Genomic DNA, 16,923 nt, shown 5'->3' on the forward strand with positions numbered 1-16,923 from the left:
CGTTCCTCAAGCACCTTGCCGCCCCGGCCCCTCACGCACCCGGCCGGCCGGTCCGGGGCAACCGCCCCCGGAACAGCGGGGCGCGCCGCCGTGCCCGGTCCCGGCCGCGCGGCCGGTTGATCCGGTGCGCCAGCGTGTGGACGCCCATGACGGCCGCCGGGAAGAGCACCGCGGTCGCCGCGGCCGCCCTGCCGCCGCCGTCGGTCCGGATGCCGGCCTCCTTCAGCTTCCGCACGGCCCAGACCGAGTACGGGACGACGACCGTCGGCGCCGTGAGGACCCCCGGCGTGTAGCCGCGGTACGCCAGCGCCTGCGCCATGTGCACGGCGCCGTGCCACCCGAAGCCGACCAGCACCGACCGGAAGAACGGGCTGCGGCCGCCGGTGCGCGCCCCGTCCGCCGACGCCGCCGCCATGAGCCCGCCCATGAGCCCGATCGCGACGGCGGCATCGCGCTGCGAGAGCTCCATCCGCTCCCAGACCCGTTCGGGCACCGCCGGGAACCGCTCCTGGAGCCGCGGCCGGGCGGACCGCGCCCAGCGGGCCATGGTGGCCAGCTCCTCCAGGTCATTGACCACCCAGGCGGCGAACAGCCCCCAGGTCACCGTCTTGGAAACCGCCGCCTCCGCCATGCCGGACCCCCGTAACGTCGCAGTGAAGTGACCCCACCCTACAATGCAACGCAACGTTGCGTTGCTTTTCTCTGGAGTGCTCATGCCCGACCCGATCGTGAACCGCCGTCCGGGCAAGGGGCCCCGCGCCGCCGAAGCGATCTTCGACACCACGTTGCGCCATCTCGCGGAGCGCGGGTACGCCCGGCTCACCATCGAGGCCGTCGCCCAGGACGCCGGGGTCAACAAGACGACGATCTACCGCTGGTGGCCCTCGAAGCCGGCCCTGCTGAGGGCGGCGCTCATCCACGCCCGGGTGCTCGACGTCGACATCCCCGACACCGGCGGTCTCCGCGGGGATCTGATCGCCCTCGTGGAACAGATCATCGGTCTGCTCACCAACGGGCGCACGGAACCCGTCGCCCGCGCGCTGACCTCGGGCACCGGCCTGCCCGACGACGAACTCGCCGCCCTCACCCGCGACTTCTTCGCCGACCGGTTCTCCCGCGAGCAGCCGGTCTTCGCCCGCGCCCTGGCCCGCGGCGAACTCCCCGCGGGCACCGACCCGATGCTGCTGCTGGACCTGATCGCCGGGGCCGTCTGGATGCGGGTGCTGCTCCGCCGCGAGCCGGTGCCACCGGACTTCGCCCGGGACGTCGTCGACGCCGTACTGCCCCGCTGACGGGACCGGGAACGGGACCGGCCGGGTCGCCGCGCCGTTCCGTGCCGCGCCGCGCCCTGCCGCGCCGTACCGTTCCGCTTCGTACCGTGCGGCGGGGTCAGCCGCCGAGTTCCATGAGCGCGCTCACCGGGTCGGAGTCCGGGGCGGCACGGGGCCACCAGTCGTCCTCCTCGGGTTCGGACTCGTAGCCGTACCAGCGTCCGTCGTGGCCGAAGCGGAGCTGGAGCGTGCCGCCGGGGTGCGTGAGGTGGTTGTGCCAGGGCTGGAAGCGGGGGAAGCCGGCGGCCGCGAGTGCGGGGCGGGCCCGGTCGAAGGGGCCGGCCGGAGGGTCCCAGGGGGTTTCCAGGACGGCCAGCCCCTCGGCCCCGCCCTGGCGCCAGGCGGCGACCGCCCGGGCCAGGTCGGTGGTGGTCCGGCCGGTGGCGTAGGCGAGCTCGCGGTAGAGGGCGCGCGTGGTCGCGGTGAGTCCGGCGGTGTGACGGGACGCGGCCAGCCGTACCGCGTCCTGCCAGGGCGTGAGTCCGGCGAGCGGGTCGAGGCCGGTGGTGAGGAGCGCGTGCGCGCGGGCCGCCGCGTCCGTGGCGAGATGGTCCAGGGCCAGCGGATCGCGGGCACCGGGCGGGCCGGGGTACGACGGCGTCTGCGCGGGATGCGGCAGGACCGGCAGCGGGGCGGGGAGCGGCGGGAGGAAGCGCCCGTTCAGGACCTCGTCGGCCGGCACGGAGGGGGTGTCGGGTCTCACCGGACGCTCCTTGGCGGAGTGCGCGGCGTTGCGGCGGCCCAGCTCTTCGAGGAGCTCCCGCTCGCCCCGGCCGCGCAGCAGCAGGAGAACGAACGGGTCGGCGTCCAGGAGCCGGGCCATCTGGTAGCAGAGGGCGGCCACGTGTTTGCAGGGCCAGCCGTGGTCGGGGCAGGTGCAGCCGGGGTCGAGGTCGTCGGCGGCGGGCAGCAGCCCGATGCCCGCGGCGGCCGCGGTGTCGACCAGCGAGTGCGGCATCTCCTTGGCGAGCAGCGCGGAGAGGTGGCCGGGCCGGGCGGCGACCTCGTCGAGGAAGGTGTCCCAGTCGGGGTCGGTGAGGGTCCGCAGCCGCAGTTCGCAGCGGTAGGGGCGGGGGCGGCTGCCATGGACGTAGGCGACGACCCGGCCGGGGGTGACGGTGATGGCGGCGACCTTGCCGCTGTCCGCGTACGTCCGCCCCCGGGAGAGCCGTCCCTCGTCCATCGACAGGGACTCCAGCGCGGCCACCCAGGCGCGGCCCCACCAGCTGTCCGCGAAGGGCTGGTCACCGTCGCAGGTGCGGGGCGGCACGGCCTCGAAGGTGCGCCGCAGGTCGTCGGGGCCGGGGCGCGGGCGCACGGCGGTCCGGGAGGCGGCGGGGGCGACGGGTCCGCGGGCAGCGGTGCGCTCGGCCCGGCCGGTGCGCGGGGGGCGAACGGCGCGCGGAGGGTTCTCCGGCCGGGGACTCATGCCGGCCTCCGGAGCGAGACGAGGTCGGCCAGCTCGCGGTCGCTGAGCTCGGTGAGCGCGGCCTCGCCGGTGCCGAGGACCGTGTCGGCCAGGGCCCGCTTCGCCTCCAGCAGTTCACCGATCCGGTCCTCGACGGTGCCTTCCGCGATCAGCCGGTGCACCTGCACGGGCTGCGTCTGGCCGATGCGGTACGCCCGGTCCGTGGCCTGTTCCTCGACGGCCGGGTTCCACCAGCGGTCGTAGTGGATGACGTGGGCGGCCCTGGTGAGGTTCAGCCCGGTGCCCGCCGCCTTGAGGGAGAGCAGGAAGACCGGGACCTCGCCGGACTGGAAGCGGTCCACCATCCGTTCCCGCTCGGCGACCGGTGTGCCGCCGTGCAGGAGCTGGGAGGGGACGGCGCGCGAGGTGAGGTGGGCGGAGAGCAGCCGGGCCATGGTCACGTACTGGGTGAAGACGAGGACGGAGCCGTTCTCGGCGAGGATCGTGTCGAGGAGTTCGTCGAGCAGGGCGAGCTTCCCCGACCGGTCGACGAGGCGGGTCGGCTCCTCCTTCAGATACTGCGCCGGGTGGTTGCAGATCTGCTTGAGCGAGGCCAGCAGCTTCATGATCAGGCCGCGCCGGGCGATGCCCTCCGACGCCTCGATGAACGCCATCGTCTCGCGGACCGTCGCCTCGTAGAGCGTGGCCTGCTCGCGGGTGAGGAAGACGGGGTGGTCGGTCTCCGTCTTGGACGGCAGCTCGGGGGCGATCCCCGGGTCGGACTTCCTGCGACGCAGCAGGAAGGGGCGCACCAGCCGGGCGAGCCGTTCGACCGCTTCGTCGTCGTCGGGCCCGGCGGCCGTACCGGTGTTCTCGACGGTGCGGGCGTACCGGGCCCGGAACGCCTTGAGGGGGCCGAGCAGCCCGGGGGTGGTCCAGTCGAGCAGGGCCCACAGCTCGGAGAGGTTGTTCTCCACGGGGGTGCCGGTGAGCGCGACCCGGGCGGGGGCCGGGATGGTGCGCAGCGCCTTCGCCGTGGAGGAGTGCGGGTTCTTCACGTGCTGGGCCTCGTCGGCGACGATCATCCCCCAGCCGTGGCCGGCGAGCCGGGCGGCGCTCGACCGCATCGTGCCGTACGTGGTGAGGACGAAGCCGCCGTCGGTCCCGGTGAGCGTGCGGTCGGTGCCGTGGAAGCGGCGTACGGGGACGCCGGGGGCGAACCGGCTGATCTCCCGGTGCCAGTTGCCCAGCAGGGAGGCGGGGCAGATCACCAGGGTGGGCGAGGGGTGGGCACGGCGCAGGTGGAGGGCGATGAGGGTGACCGTCTTGCCCAGGCCCATGTCGTCGGCGAGACAGCCGCCGAGGCCGAGCGAGGTCATCCGGTCCAGCCAGGCGAGGCCGCGCAGCTGGTAGTCGCGGAGCGTGGCGTCGAGGCCGGGCGGCGGGGCGACCGCGGCGGCGTCGGCGGTGATGCGTTCCCGGAGCGCGGCGAGCGCCCCCACGGGCACCGCCTCGACCCGTTCGCCGTCGACCTCGGCGCTGCCGGTCAGGGCAACGGCGAGGGCGTCGACCGGGTCGAGCAGTCCGAGCTCACGCTTGCGCGCCTTGCGCACGAGCGCGGGGTCGACGACGACCCACCGGTCCCGCAGGCGCACCACCGGGCGGTGGGCCTCCGCGAGCAGGTCCATCTCCTTCTCGGTGAGCTGCTCGCCGCCCAGCGCCAGCTGCCAGTCGAACGAGAAGAGGTGCTCTGCGTCGAAGAACGAGGTGCCGTCGGTGGCCGACCCTGGGGCGGGCCGTACGACGGCGGAGGCGGTGAGGGAACGGACCAGCTCCCTGGGCCAGTGGACGCCGACCCCGGCCGCCGCCAGCCGGGGCCCGGCGTCGCCGAGCAGTTCGTACAGCTCGTCCTCCCCGATGGCCAGGACATCGGGCACGGGCTGGTCCAGCAGGCGCTCCAGCGGCGCCCAGACCCGGGCGGCGCGGCGCAGGGCCAGCACGGCGTCGACCCTGGCCCGCGGACCGAACGGCTCGCCCGCCCCGCCGTTCCACAGCGCGGCGGCGTCGGTGACGTGCGTGGGGTCGGCGAGGCTGTGCACCTGGACGACGGCCGCGGCGGCCCGCCGCGCGCCGCTGGAGCGGTCGTGCGCGTCGGCCGGGGCGTGCGCGTCGGCCGGGGCGTGCGCGTCGGCCGGGGCGTGCGTGTCGAAGAGTTCGTACGCCGAGAGGTCCAGGCGCAGCGAGATCCGCACCCCCGCGTCGAGTCCGGACGCGACCTCGACCGCCCAGTCCCGCGCATCCGGCAGGTGCTGGGCCTCGCGGGCCGCGAAGGGCGCCCCCATCGCGTGCGCCGCGGCGGGCGTGCGGGGCAGGGTGTCGGCGACCGCGTCGAGGAACGCCCCGATCAGCCACTCGGGGTCGGGGACCCGGAGCGGTGTGCGGTCCGGGAGCGGTACGGAGTGCCCCTCGGGCGGCAGCGCGGCGGCGATCGCCCGGAGGTGGGCGATGTCCTCGGCGTCGCGCGGGCCGGCCCTCCAGGCGTCGTGGTCGTCGCCCGTCAGACCGGGGAGCAGTCTGCCGCGCGCCACCAGGTTGAGCGCCTGGAGCGCGGCGGCGCCCCAGCACCGCGTGGCGGCGTGGGCGGATTCCTGGTGCCGGCCCCGGACCAGCAGGGGCAGGGCGTCGGCCACGGACAGCAGGACCGCGGGCACCGTGTGCCGGCGGACGTCGTCCTGCGGGCCGTCCCTGCGGACGACGGCGATCTCGGACGTGCTCGGGGCGGGCGCCGGGGCTCCGGGCTCCGCGGGAGGTCCGCAGACGTCGCCCGGCTCCGGGAGCGGCCCGCCGTCCGGATCCCAGAAGGCGACGCGTCCGTCCCTCGGCATCGAGGCGGGCAGGAACACCGCGGCGCACCGCAGGAGACGGACGGCGGCGTCCTGCCGGTTTCGTGGCGTGGCCATCCGTTCCCTCCCCTCCCGCTCCGGCCCCCGTGGGCACCTTGATCCTTACAACTCCGCCGAGTCTAGGCGGGGGGTGTGACAACCGATCGCGCACCCATGTTTCAGCAGGTCAAGAGCCACACGGCTCGCAACGGTCCGGCCCGTCCCGGAGCGGAACGAGGACCGGGAAAAGGGGAAGCGGAACATGGCCGTCCGGCGGATCGACGCCTCGGCGCTCAGTGCCGGGCCAACGGCTCCGAACGAGTGGGACGCGCGGGAACGGCCGACGGCCGCGGCTGCGACTGCTGTGATTGCTGCGGCTGCGACTGTTGCCGCTCCTGCTGCGGCGGCGACACCTGCCGCGGCGCGGACTGCTCCGGTGCGGGCTGCTGCGGCGCGGACTGCTGCGCCCGTTCCAGGAAGCGGAGCAGCTCCACCGGGAACGGCAGCACCAGCGTGGAGTTCTTCTCCGCCGCCACCGCCACCACCGTCTGCAACAGGCGCAGCTGGAGCGCGGCCGGCTGGGCGGACATCTCCCCCGCCGCCTCGGCGAGCTTCTTCGACGCCTGGAGCTCGGCGTCCGCGTTGATGACCCGGGCCCGCCGCTCACGGTCGGCCTCGGCCTGGCGCGCCATGGAGCGCTTCATCGTCTCCGGGAGCGAGACGTCCTTGATCTCCACCCGGTCGATCTGCACGCCCCAGCCGACCGCAGGGCTGTCGATCATCAGCTCGAGCCCCTGGTTCAGCTTCTCCCGGTTGGACAGCAGGTCGTCCAGATCGCTCTTGCCGATGATCGACCGCAGCGAGGTCTGCGCCATCTGCGACACCGCGAACCGGTAGTCCTCCACCTGGATCACGGCACTCGCCGCGTCGACGACCTTGAAGTAGATGACGGCGTCCACCCGTACCGTCACGTTGTCCCGGGTGATCCCGTCCTGGGCGGGCACCGGCATCGTCACGATCTGCATGTTGACCTTGCGCAGCCGGTCGACACCGGGGACCACCATGGTGAAACCGGGCCCGCGCACCTCGTCGCGCAGCCTGCCCAGCCGCAGCACGACGCCCCGTTCGTACTGCTTGACGATCTTGGCGGCCGCCGCCATGTAGAGCGTGCCCGCCGAGGCCGCCGCCACCAGCGCGATTACGAGATCCTGGACCATGACGGCCCCCTGAAGGACGGAACGATCCGACCCGAGCGAGTCAGCCGCTATTACCACGGTATGCCCAATATCAACCGATATGAACACGGTGTGGGTCCTCGTCGTCGCGGCTGTCGCCCGCCCGGCCGCGCACCGGGTGCCGGGCCCCCGGGGAGCGGGCAGGGTGACCAGCGTCAGCACGTACCCCGTGGTGCACGCAGCTCCGTGGCACACGCGGCACCGGTGCCGACGGACCAGCCCGGACGAGACAGACGAGGACCCGCCCATGCCCGTGACCGATCACCGACGCCGCCGCCTCGGCGTCGCCGCAGGGGCCGCGCTCCTGACCCTCACCGTCGCAGGCTGCTCCGGCCTCGGCCGGACCGCGGTCGGGCCGGTCATCTACACGACCCAGCGGAACGTCGACATCGCGGTGAACAGCCCGCCGGTGAAGGGCTGCCACCGCCTCGCCCCCTCGGGCGCCAAGGCCGTGTTCAACGAGACCCTGATCGACATCGTCCTGTACCGCACCTTCGACTGCACCGGCCCGGGCACGACGTACCTCGCGACCGGCCTCAGCGACTTCAATCCCCCCAGCGTCCTGCCCTGGCGCAGCTTCAGCACGGTCCACTGACCGGCCCGCGCGGCCCCGCCCGCCGCCGTTCCCCTCACACCGAGCGGCGGGCGACCAGGGCCGCGCTGATGTGCTGGAGGTCGACCGGGCGGGCCGGGGAGAGACCGGTCAGCCGGTCGATTCGGCGTATGCGGTAGTCCACGGTGTTGGGGTGGATGTGCAGGGCCGCGGCGGTGGCCCGCCGGTCCAGCCCCAGTTCGAGGTACGTCTCCAGGGTGCGCAGCAGGTCCGGTTTCGCCTCCAGCGGCCCCAGCAGCCGGGCGAGCCCGCGCAGGGCCTCGCTGGGCCGGCTGAGCTGGTACTCGAGCAGGACGTCGGCCAGCCGGTACAGGCCGGGCGGCCGGCCGGTGCGGGCGACCAGGTCGACGATCTCGGCGTTGCGCGCCACCGCGGCCGGCACCTCCTCCGGTTCGGCGGTCTCCGCGGCCGCGGTGACCGGAACGCCCGCCGCGCGGGCCGCCTCCTCGACCAGCGCGCACAGCCCGTCCGGCCCGCGCCACGGCGGCGGCGAATCGGCGACGGGCAGCAGCACCGTGCCGCCGGAGGTGTCCAGGGCGGTGAGCGTCGGCGTACCGGCGAAGTGGTCGAGGACCGTGCGGACGCGACGGATCTTGCGCCGGGCCGCGACGCCGGACCCCGGCCCCGGTGACTGGCCCGACTCGTCGGGGTGCGGGGCCAGCGCGAGCGTCATCGTGAGGTAGCGGGCGGCCGGGCGCAGCCCGGTGCGGTGGGCGAAGCGGTCCAGGGGCTCACCGGTCAGCAGGGCGGCCATCAGGGCGTGCCGGCCGCCGTGCTCCTGGCTGTCGAGGATCTGCCGGGCCTCCAGGTACGCGCTGCTGACGGCGGAGGTCAGCTGCTGCTGGAGGACCATGATGCGGTCCATGATCTCCAGGACGGTGGCGAGGTCGTCGGGCCGCGCCCCCTTCGCGGTCTCCTGCCAGCACATCGCCGTGCCGACCTGGTAGGCGGTGAGGATCGCGTCCAGCGGCACGCCCTCCTCCGCGCGCTGGGCCGCCGAGTCCCGTTGCTGGGCGAGTTCGGCGTCCGTGGCGGGGCGGCGGTGCTCGACGACGTCCGCGAAGAGCCGCAGGTTGTGCTGGACGATGTCGGCGATGTCGCCGGAGATCTCCTCGTGCGGGAGCTCGGCGTAGACCGGCAGGTCGGCCAGGAGCCGGTCGACGACACGGACCGTCAGAGCTGGTACCCGGGCCCGTAGTTGGGCGGCCACCGGGCGTCCCGCGATGGACAGCGGCCGGTCCCTCGGGCCCCTGAAAGCACTGTGGCCCTCGTCGACGACGGGCGGACTGTTGTCACGCGTCACAAGTTCCCCCGCGGAAGTCTGCGTTACCCACCAGTTAAACGACGGCTGTTGAGTCTGCATGATGACCGGCGTCACGCGCCATGCCACGTCCCGCGCCCCACCGTCGGAGGATTTCGTGAACTTGCCGCAGAACAAGGGCTTCTGTCGTTCCGTCAGGACCATCATGGGCTCGCTCGCCCTGGCCGGTCTGGCCGTGGGGGCCGGCGCCGTCCCGGCATCCGCCGCCGCCGAGGACGACACCACGTCCTACGTCGCGCTCGGCGACTCCATGGCCTCCGGACCGCTCGTCCCGGACATCACGGGGCCGCTGGCCTGCGGCCGTTCCACGCACAACTACCCGCACGAGCTCGCCTCGCGCCTCGGTGCGTCGCTGACCGACGTCACGTGCAGCGGTGCCGCCTCCAAGCACATGACCGAGAAGCAGTCGCTGTCGCTGCTCGACATCCCGATGGGTTCGGCGGCGCCGCAGTTCGACGCGCTGCGTCCGGACACCGACCTGGTGACGCTGACCATCGGCGGCAACGACGCCGGGCTGGTCGGCATCGCGCAGAAGTGCACCACCCTCGACCCGAACGCCACCCCCTGCAAGGAGAAGTACAACGAGGGCGGCGTGGACCAGGTGGGGCAGCGCATCGCGGAGTTCGCGCCGAAGCTGGGCGTCGTGCTGGACACGATCCACCAGCGCTCGCCGCAGGCCCGGGTGATCGTCACGGGGTACGGCCTGTACATCAAGCCCGGTGGCTGCTGGCCGCTGCAGCCGGTGCTCCCGGTGGACGCCGACTTCCTCCAGGGCAGCGTCGACCGGATGAACACGGTGATCGCCGAGCAGAGCGCCGCGCACGGCGCCGAGTACATCGACCTCGCCACGCCCAGCAAGGGCCACGACTCCTGCCAGTCCCCGTCGGACAAGTGGGTCGAGGGCTACGTGCCGACCTCGCTCGCCGCCCCGCTGCACCCCAACCGCAACGGCGAGGCGAACTACGCCGCCATCATCGGCGCGCACCTCCAGGGGAGCTGACCGGCGTTGCGGCACCGATTGCTGCGCGGGCTGCTGGCGGCGGCGCTCGGCGCCGCCGTCCTGCTCGTCCCGGACGCCCCGGCGGCCCGTGCCGCCGGGGCGTCCGGGTCCGATTGCGACCCGCTGGCCCCCACCGAGTGCCTGCTGCCGTTCCCGAACGACTGGTACACCCGGTCCGACCCGGCCACCGACACCGGCCGCCGGGTCTCCTTCGGCGCCACCGCGCTGCCGCCCACCGCGGCCGGCCGGAACATCGACCCGACGGCCTGGAACCGTTCCGACGGCTTCTCCCCCGGCTCGACGCTGATCGCGCACGTCCCCGGCCTCGACCCGGCGTCGACCGGCGCGGCCCCGCTCACCGACATCGACCGCTCCCTCGCCCCGGACGCCCCCGTCGTGCTGCTGGACACCACGACCGGCGAGCGGTGGCCGTACTGGGCCGAGCCCGACTCCAACGCCACCGACCCCGCCCGTCGCGCCCTGCTGATCCATCCCGCGCGCAACTTCCGCGACGGCCACCACTACGCCGTCGCCCTGCGGAACCTGAAGGACGGGGACGGGCGCACGATCCCGGCCGCCGCGCCGTTCGCCGCCGTCGCCGGGAAGCCGCTGCCCGCCGGGCATCCGTTGCGCGCCCGGCAGCACCGGCTCCGCCCGGCGCTGAAGGCACTGCACCGGGCCGGGGTGCGGTCCGAAGGGCTGTATCTCGCCTGGGACTTCACCGTCGCCAGCACCCGCAGTCTCACCGGTGACCTCTTCACCGTCCGCGACGACGCGTTCCGCCGGCTCGGCGGCCGCCCGCCCGCGTTCGACGTCACCGACGTCACCGACTTCACGGCCGAGCAGGACCCCCGGATCGCCCGGGAGGTGACCGGCCGGATCAGCGTGCCCGGCTATCTGGACCGGCCCGGCGGGCCCCCCGGCTCCGTACTGCACCGCGGCCCCGACGGCCTGCCGCGACGGCTTCCCGGGAGCACCCTGCTCGCCACGTTCCGCTGCGAGATACCGCGCTCCGCCTTCCGCACCCCCTCGCACCCCGCCCTCTACGGGCACGGCCTCCTCGGCCGCCGGGCCGAGGTCGGCGCGGGCAACGTCAAGGCCATGGCGGCGGAGCACAACTTCACGTTCTGCGCGACGGACTGGATCGGGATGGCCGAGGAGGACATCCCCGCGGTGCTCGGCGCGCTCGCCGACCCGAACCTCTTCCCCGCCGTGCCCGAGCGCAGCGAACAGGGCATGCTGAACGCCCTCCTCCTCGCCCGCGCCCTGATCCACTCCGACGGCCTGACCACCGACGCGGCGTTCCGCGACGCGGACGGCCGCCCGCTCGTCGACATCCGGCACGGCATCGGGTACGACGGCAACAGCCAGGGCGGAATCCTCGGCGGCGCCCTGCTGGCCGCCTCGCCCGACATCCGCCGCGGCGTCCTCGGCGTCACCGGCATGAACTACGGCCTGCTCCTCAACCGCAGCGTCGACTTCGCGCCGTTCCAGCAGGTCCTGGACCTCTCCTACCCGGACAAGCTGCGCCAGCAGATCGTCCTGCAGCTGTTCCAGATGGTGTGGGACCGCGGCGAGACCAACGCGTACGCGAACCACCTGACCGACCGGCACCAGGTCCTGATGCACATCGCGTACGGGGACCACCAGGTCGCGAACGCGGCGGCCGACGTGGAGGCGCGCACCATCGGCGCCCGGCTGATCGCCCCAGCGCTGGCACCGGGCCGCAGCCCGGACACCGTCCCGTACTGGGGCATCAGGACCGTCGCGCGCGACCGACTGCCGTACCGGGGCTCCGCGATGACGGTGTGGGACAGCGGCACGCCCGCCCCGCCGCTCACCAACACCCCGCCCGCCGGGCCGGACTACGGCCACGACCCGCACTCGGACCCCCGCAACTCGTCGGCCGCCCGTCAGCAGAAGGCCACCTTCCTGACCACCGGCCGTGTCATCAATGTCTGCGGCACCACGCCGTGCACCGCCGCACCCACCTCCTGACACCCCCCACCCCCGACAGGGATGCAGACAAGGAGCACCATGCGCACGCACCGCTTCACCCAGGCAGCCGTCGCGGCCGCCCTGCTCGCCGGTACGGTCCTCGTCCCGCCCGCCGTCGCCGCCATGCCCGCCGACGCGCCCGTGGCGAGCGCCGGGGCCGCCGTGCGGGCCGCCGCCGTGCCGTTCACCGCGGCCGGCGCCCTGCGCGCCGCCGACGGCGGCTACACGATCTCCTGGTCCTCCCCCGCCGGATCGGTGACCGTCATCGCCGTCACCTCCCCCGACGCCGGCACCGGCACCCCGGTGGGCACCGGCGCCGGCACCGGCTCGCTGACCGTCCCCGCCGGAACCCTCGCCGGGGCGGAGCGCTGGTACTTCCGGCTGGTGCCGGACAGCGGCTCCCCGCTCGTCGTCGCCGACCGCTCGCTCGGCATCGAGTCCGCCCGCAACTTCCGGGACATCGGCGGCTACCGCACCACCGACGGGCGCTGGGTGAAGCCCGGTCTGGTCTTCCGCTCCAACAAGATCAACAAGTTGACCGACGCCGAGCAGCAGCGGCTGCTGTCCCAACGGCTCACCCTCGACGTGGACCTGCGCAACGCGGTGGAGCGGTACGAGGCCCCCGACAAGCTGCCCGCCGGTGTGAAGTACCAGGTCGCCGACGTGGTGTCGTTCGACCACGGCATCCGTTTCCACGACTCGGCGCTGATGACGCTGGCCGAGGCCATCGCGGCCGGGCTGTTCTCCGGCTCGTCCGACCTCGGCCAGTCCATCGGCTACCCGTTCATGGTCAACTTCGTGGGCGCCGACTACGCCTTCCACGACCTGGTCACCGCCGTCGCGAACAACGACTCCGGCTCGACGGTCTACCACTGCAGCTCGGGCAAGGACCGCACCGGCTGGAGCACCGCCGTCCTCCTCACCCTGCTCGGCGTCCCGCGCGAGACCGTCGAGGCGGACTTCCTCGCCAGCAACCAGTACCTGGGCAACCCGAAGGCCGTCGAACTGAGCTGGCTGCAGGCCGCGTTCAACCAGGTGGACAAGCTGTACGGCGACTTCGACACCTACGTCCGCGAGGGACTGCGGATCGACGACGCGACGGTGGCCAAGCTGCGCGCCAAGCTGCTGACGCCCTGATCACCCGTCAGCACCCGGTGTGCCGACGGGTGATGCCCCCGCCGTCCATCGGCGGGCGGCCGCCCGTCAGCACACCGGGTATCGCCCGGCCGGCCAGTCCACCGCGTGCTCGAACTCCACGCACAGGTCGTCGGCCACCTCGGTGATCACGGCCCGGCCCTCGGTCGCCACCAGCCAGGACGCCGGGAGGCACACGTCGCCGTGGCGCGCGCCGAGCAGATTGCCGCAGATCGCGCCGGTGGAGTCGCTGTCGCCCGAGTGGTTGACCGAGAGCAGCAGCGCCTGCGCCACCTGGTCGGCGCCGGGCAGCACGAGGGCGCAGTACACCGCGATGGCGAGGGCCTCCTCGGCCACCCAGCCCGCGCCCAGCGTCTCCACCTTCTCGGCGGTCGGCGCGCCCTGCGCGGCCAGGTCGACGGCCGCCCGCAGCGCCGCCGTGGTCTCCTCGTGCCCCGGGTGGCGGCCCAGCAGGTCCATGGCCCGCAGCACCGCGCCGGGCATCGATTCGCCCTCCAGGAGGTGGGTGACGATCGCGGCGAGGGCCGCCGCCGCGTACGCACCGGTCGGGTGGCCGTGGGTGATCTGGGCGCACCAGTAGGCGAGCCGGAAACCCACCGGGGCGTCCTCCCCGGTCAGCCCGAAGGGAGCGGACCGCATCACCGTTCCGCAGCCCTTGGAGCCGGTGTTCACGGGCCCGGGCGCGCCCAGTTTGTCGACCGGCTCGGGGACGTGGCCGGTGGCGAGCCCGGTCAGACAGGCGTTGCCGGGGGCCCGGCGCGCGTACAGCCAGGGCTGCTGCCTGAGCCAGCCGGTCCGGATCGCACTGTCACCGCCCGCGGCGGGCGGGGCGGGGTAGTTCTGGGTGTCCAGCCAACGGAGGTAGGCGTTCCGTACGAGCGCCGTCTCGGCGCCGCCCACCCCCTTCGACATCGCCCGGGAGTGGGCCCTGATCAGCCCCTCGGCCGTGAACAGGGTCATCTGCGTGTCGTCCGTGACCCGGCCGGTCACTCCCTCATCGTCCGGGAGCAGCCCCCGCACGCCGTGCTCGCCGTGCGCGCGGCGGATGCCGGCCAGGGAGAGGAACTCCACCGGGTTGCCCAGCGCGTCCCCGATCGCCCCGCCCAGCAGACAGCCCCGGACCCTCGCCCTGCGGTCGGTGCGGTCATTCCACGATGCGCCGTTCACGCGCGATCCCCTCGATCCGTTCGACATGTTCCAAACGCCGTCGTGGGTCCATCCTGGTAGGAGAGGCGATCGCCATGCGTACCGGCAATGAACCGACGACTGCCCGCAGCCCTCTGCGGCTGCGGCTCGGACTGAGTCTATGGGGGCTGGCCTGGACCGTCTTCGGCGTGACCGTCTTCGCCCTGACCGGCCGGACGGGCTGGGCCGTCGCCTGCGGTCTGCTGCTCCTGCTGGTCCTGGTGGACCTGACGGTGATCGTCCACCACATCCACCAGGGACCGCACTACCAGCCCGGCCGCGACATCCCGCCGTACGAACCCGACCGGGGCGGGCGCGGAGGATACGGACCGGGCAGGTACGAGCATCACGGGTACGGGCACGGCAGGTACGGGCACTGAAGCCGGACCCGCCGCCGGGCAGGGACGTGAGCCGGACCCGTCGGGCAGGACGTGGGACGGCCCTGCCCGACGGGTCCGGGCTCGGTCCTGTACGGGGGAAAGTGCCTGCCCGGCGGCGGGCTCAGTCCTGCACGGGGAAGCGGGCCGCCTTCAGGTACTCCGGGTTCGGGTCGAGCGCGGCGGCCAGCCGGAAGTGGCGGGAGGCCCGGTCGGAACGGCCGGAGCGCTCGAAGGTGCGGGCCAGCGCGAAGTGCGCGAACGCGTTGTCCGGTTCGCGCTCCAGGACGAGTTCGAACTCCAGCTCGGCGGGACGCAGCTGGGCGGCGGCGAAGAAGGCACGGGCGCGCAGCAGCCGCGCCGCCGTGTTCTCCGGATGGGCCGCGATCACCGAGTCCAGCAGCTTCACCGCGCCACGGGGGTCGCGCGCGTCCAGCAGGCGTTCGGCCGCGCGGAAGTCGATGACGTCGGTTTCCGGGGTCCTCTCGGGCACGTTCGCTTCCTTCCCTTAGCTACCGGAGTTCTCAACGTCCGCCCCCGGGAACGGTATTCCGCACCGGCCCGCCGCCCCCGGCGAACCGGTGGGCCGACGGGCCGGTGCGGGGGTCAGCCGGCTGCGGCCCGCCGGGTCAGCTCCGACCAGACCTTGCGGACCTGCGGCTCCAGTTCCTCCAGCGGCCCGTCGTTGTCGACGATCAGGTCGGCCACCGCGCGCCGCTGCTCCCGCGTGGCCTGGGCGGCCATCCGGGCGCGGGCGTCGGCCTCGGTCATGCCGCGCAGCCGCACGAGCCGGTCGAGCTGCGTCCCGGGGCTCGCGTCCACGACGACGACCAGGTCGTACAGCGGCGCGAGGCCGTTCTCGGTGAGCAGGGGGACGTCGTGGACGACGACCGATTCGGGGCCCGCGGCCCGCTCCAGCTCGGCGGAGCGGGCTCCGACCAGCGGGTGGACGATCGCGTTGAGGGCGGCGAGCCGGTCGGCGTCGGAGAAGACGATCGAGCCCAGCTTCGGCCGGTCCAGGGCGCCGTCGGCGGTGAGGACGTCCGTCCCGAACGCGTCGACGACGGCTGCGAGCCCGGGGGTGCCCGGTTCGACGACCTCGCGGGCGATCCGGTCCGCGTCGATCAGCACGGCCCCGTACCCGACGAGCAGCCGTGACACTTCACTCTTGCCGGCGCCGATCCCGCCGGTCAGGCCCACTTTCAGCATGACCGGCAGCTTAGGCCCTTTCGTTTGGATCGGGCCCTGGGCCCTGTCCGGCGGACCGGACCCGGGCAGGGCGGGGCGATCCGCGGGGAGGGCCGGCGGAGGTCAGGCGTCCCCTTCGCGCTCCGCGAGGAACCGCTCGAATTCCAGGCCGATCTCGTCGGCGGACGGCAGGTCCACCGGCTCGGCGACCAGATTGCCCCGGGTCTCGGAACCGGCGACCGCGTCGTACTGGTGCTCAAGCCCCTCGACGAGCGAGACCAGCTCCTCGTCGCCCTGGCCGATCTGCCGCTCGATCTCGGTCTGGGTGCGGTGCGCCTCGGTGCGCAGCGCGTGGGCGATGGTCGGCAGGACCAGGCCGGTCGCCGCCGTGATCGCCTCCAGGGCGGTGAGCGCCGCGTCCGGGTAGGCGGAGCGGGCGACGTAGTGCGGTACGTGGGCGGCGACGCCGAGGACGTCGTGCCCGGACTCCATCAGCCGGTACTCCACCAGGGCCTCCGCGGAGCCGGGCACCTGCGCCTCGTCGAACGGGCTGCGGTGGCCGGGCATGAGGTCCGTGCGGTTGCCGTGCGGGGTGATGCCGACGGGGCGGGTGTGCGGGACGCCCATCGGGATGCCGTGGAAATTCACCGCGAGGCGGACGCCGAGGCGCTCCACGATCTGCTCGACGGCGGAGGCGAAGCGCTCCCACTCCACGTCCGGCTCGGGCCCGGACAGCAGCAGGAACGGCGCCCCGGTGGCGTCCTGGACGACCCGGACGGCCAGGGTCGGGGTCTCGTAGGCGGTCCAGCGGTCGCGCCGGAAGGTCAGCAGCGGGCGCCGCGCGCGGTAGTCGATGAGCCGGTCGTGGTCGAAGCGGGCGACGACCTGGTGCGGCAGCGTTTCGAGCAGACCGTCCACGATCTGCTCGCCGGTCTCACCCGCGTCGATGTATCCGTCGAAGTGGTAGAGCATGACCAGGCCGGCCGACTCCTGGGCGAGCGCCATGTCGACGACGGCCAGGCCCTTCGGCTCCCATTCGTACAAACTCTGCGGGTCAGACACCGTTACCGCTCCTCCTCGTATTCCTGCACAAGAACGTCCGGCAGGGCACGGGCATTCCCGAACGGTGCCCGTTCGACCGGCCGTTCATGCCCGGACTCGTGCGGAATTCAAGCGTCCGGATCCCCCCGGAAGCAGATGCCCGGCCCCGTCCTCCGCGCCGGAACCGCA

The 16,923-nt window shown here is 73.7% G+C and carries 15 protein-coding genes; 6 read left to right on the forward strand and 9 right to left on the reverse strand.

Annotated features, from left to right (window positions below; genetic code table 11):
• Positions 1–31: 31 nt before the first annotated feature.
• On the reverse strand, positions 32–631 hold the full coding sequence (locus ABZZ04_RS26480) for an HXXEE domain-containing protein (protein ID WP_356934712.1): 600 nt from the start codon (positions 629–631) through the stop codon (positions 32–34).
• Positions 632–713: 82 nt separating this feature from the next.
• On the opposite strand from ABZZ04_RS26480, the gene ABZZ04_RS26485 reads away from it, so the two are divergent.
• Positions 714–1,292, forward strand: coding sequence for a TetR/AcrR family transcriptional regulator (locus tag ABZZ04_RS26485; protein ID WP_356934713.1), 579 nt, complete (start codon positions 714–716; stop codon positions 1,290–1,292).
• A gap of 97 nt (positions 1,293–1,389) precedes the next feature.
• On the opposite strand, the gene ABZZ04_RS26490 is transcribed toward ABZZ04_RS26485, so the two are convergent.
• The 3 genes from ABZZ04_RS26490 to ABZZ04_RS26500 form a co-directional block, all read right to left on the reverse strand.
• Positions 1,390–2,760 carry an SWIM zinc finger family protein gene (locus tag ABZZ04_RS26490; RefSeq protein WP_356934714.1) on the reverse strand — a complete coding sequence of 457 codons (1,371 nt, stop codon included), beginning with the start codon at positions 2,758–2,760 and terminating at the stop codon, positions 1,390–1,392.
• Entirely contained in the window at positions 2,757–5,699 is a 2,943-nt protein-coding gene (locus ABZZ04_RS26495) for a DEAD/DEAH box helicase (RefSeq protein ID WP_356934715.1), read from the reverse strand. Before ABZZ04_RS26495 ends, ABZZ04_RS26490 begins: the two co-directional genes overlap by 4 nt.
• Before the next feature lie 215 nt (positions 5,700–5,914).
• The gene (locus ABZZ04_RS26500) at positions 5,915–6,838 is read right to left on the reverse strand and encodes a slipin family protein (protein WP_356934716.1); all 924 of its coding nucleotides are present in this window, start codon (positions 6,836–6,838) and stop codon (positions 5,915–5,917) included.
• A gap of 265 nt (positions 6,839–7,103) precedes the next feature.
• Here ABZZ04_RS26500 and ABZZ04_RS26505 point away from each other — a divergent pair, with 265 nt between their 5' ends.
• Positions 7,104–7,451, forward strand: coding sequence for a hypothetical protein (locus ABZZ04_RS26505; protein ID WP_356934717.1), 348 nt, complete (start codon positions 7,104–7,106; stop codon positions 7,449–7,451).
• Positions 7,452–7,485: 34 nt separating this feature from the next.
• On the opposite strand, the gene ABZZ04_RS26510 is transcribed toward ABZZ04_RS26505, so the two are convergent.
• Positions 7,486–8,700, reverse strand: coding sequence for a helix-turn-helix domain-containing protein (locus ABZZ04_RS26510; RefSeq protein WP_356934762.1), 1,215 nt, complete (start codon positions 8,698–8,700; stop codon positions 7,486–7,488).
• A 187-nt stretch (positions 8,701–8,887) separates the two neighbouring features.
• Here ABZZ04_RS26510 and ABZZ04_RS26515 point away from each other — a divergent pair, with 187 nt between their 5' ends.
• The 3 genes from ABZZ04_RS26515 to ABZZ04_RS26525 are packed head-to-tail and all read left to right on the forward strand — an operon-like array spanning position 8,888 to position 12,925.
• The gene (locus ABZZ04_RS26515) at positions 8,888–9,790 is read left to right on the forward strand and encodes an SGNH/GDSL hydrolase family protein (protein ID WP_356934718.1); all 903 of its coding nucleotides are present in this window, start codon (positions 8,888–8,890) and stop codon (positions 9,788–9,790) included.
• Between the two features lie 6 nt (positions 9,791–9,796).
• On the forward strand, positions 9,797–11,788 hold the full coding sequence (locus ABZZ04_RS26520; protein WP_356934719.1) for a hypothetical protein: 1,992 nt from the start codon (positions 9,797–9,799) through the stop codon (positions 11,786–11,788).
• Between the two features lie 39 nt (positions 11,789–11,827).
• Positions 11,828–12,925: a tyrosine-protein phosphatase gene (locus ABZZ04_RS26525; protein ID WP_356934720.1), complete on the forward strand. Its 1,098-nt coding sequence runs from the start codon at positions 11,828–11,830 to the stop codon at positions 12,923–12,925.
• 66 nt (positions 12,926–12,991) lie between these two features.
• Here the strand turns inward: ABZZ04_RS26525 and ABZZ04_RS26530 are convergent, their stop codons facing one another.
• Complete coding sequence (locus tag ABZZ04_RS26530; protein WP_356934721.1) at positions 12,992–14,110, reverse strand: ADP-ribosylglycohydrolase family protein; 1,119 nt, start codon at positions 14,108–14,110, stop codon at positions 12,992–12,994.
• Between the two features lie 74 nt (positions 14,111–14,184).
• Between ABZZ04_RS26530 and ABZZ04_RS26535 the strand changes: the two genes are divergently transcribed.
• Positions 14,185–14,508, forward strand: a complete 324-nt coding sequence (locus ABZZ04_RS26535) for a DUF6343 family protein (RefSeq protein ID WP_356934722.1) — start codon at positions 14,185–14,187, stop codon at positions 14,506–14,508.
• A 121-nt stretch (positions 14,509–14,629) separates the two neighbouring features.
• Here the strand turns inward: ABZZ04_RS26535 and ABZZ04_RS26540 are convergent, their stop codons facing one another.
• The 3 genes from ABZZ04_RS26540 to ABZZ04_RS26550 all read right to left on the reverse strand — a co-directional run bounded on the left by ABZZ04_RS26540 (position 14,630) and on the right by ABZZ04_RS26550 (position 16,755).
• A complete protein-coding gene (locus tag ABZZ04_RS26540) occupies positions 14,630–14,998 on the reverse strand; it encodes a tetratricopeptide repeat protein (protein WP_356934723.1) in 369 nt (122 codons plus the stop codon).
• Positions 14,999–15,111: 113 nt separating this feature from the next.
• Positions 15,112–15,714, reverse strand: a complete 603-nt coding sequence (coaE, locus tag ABZZ04_RS26545) for a dephospho-CoA kinase (RefSeq protein WP_356934724.1) — start codon at positions 15,712–15,714, stop codon at positions 15,112–15,114.
• Between the two features lie 102 nt (positions 15,715–15,816).
• Entirely contained in the window at positions 15,817–16,755 is a 939-nt protein-coding gene (locus tag ABZZ04_RS26550) for a PAC2 family protein (protein WP_356934725.1), read from the reverse strand.
• Positions 16,756–16,923: the final 168 nt, after the last annotated feature.

This window comes from Streptomyces sp. NPDC006435, from assembly GCF_040612315.1.
Lineage (GTDB): Bacteria > Actinomycetota > Actinomycetes > Streptomycetales > Streptomycetaceae > Streptomyces.

Coding starts and splice junctions, on each gene's coding strand:
- ABZZ04_RS26480 (WP_356934712.1), bottom strand. CDS start 631: ATGGCGGAGGCGGCGGTTTCCAAGACGGTGACCTGGGGGCTGTTCGCC.
- ABZZ04_RS26485 (WP_356934713.1), top strand. CDS start 714: ATGCCCGACCCGATCGTGAACCGCCGTCCGGGCAAGGGGCCCCGCGCC.
- ABZZ04_RS26490 (WP_356934714.1), bottom strand. CDS start 2,760: ATGAGTCCCCGGCCGGAGAACCCTCCGCGCGCCGTTCGCCCCCCGCGC.
- ABZZ04_RS26495 (WP_356934715.1), bottom strand. CDS start 5,699: ATGGCCACGCCACGAAACCGGCAGGACGCCGCCGTCCGTCTCCTGCGG.
- ABZZ04_RS26500 (WP_356934716.1), bottom strand. CDS start 6,838: ATGGTCCAGGATCTCGTAATCGCGCTGGTGGCGGCGGCCTCGGCGGGC.
- ABZZ04_RS26505 (WP_356934717.1), top strand. CDS start 7,104: ATGCCCGTGACCGATCACCGACGCCGCCGCCTCGGCGTCGCCGCAGGG.
- ABZZ04_RS26525 (WP_356934720.1), top strand. CDS start 11,828: ATGCGCACGCACCGCTTCACCCAGGCAGCCGTCGCGGCCGCCCTGCTC.
- ABZZ04_RS26535 (WP_356934722.1), top strand. CDS start 14,185: ATGCGTACCGGCAATGAACCGACGACTGCCCGCAGCCCTCTGCGGCTG.
- coaE (WP_356934724.1), bottom strand. CDS start 15,714: ATGCTGAAAGTGGGCCTGACCGGCGGGATCGGCGCCGGCAAGAGTGAA.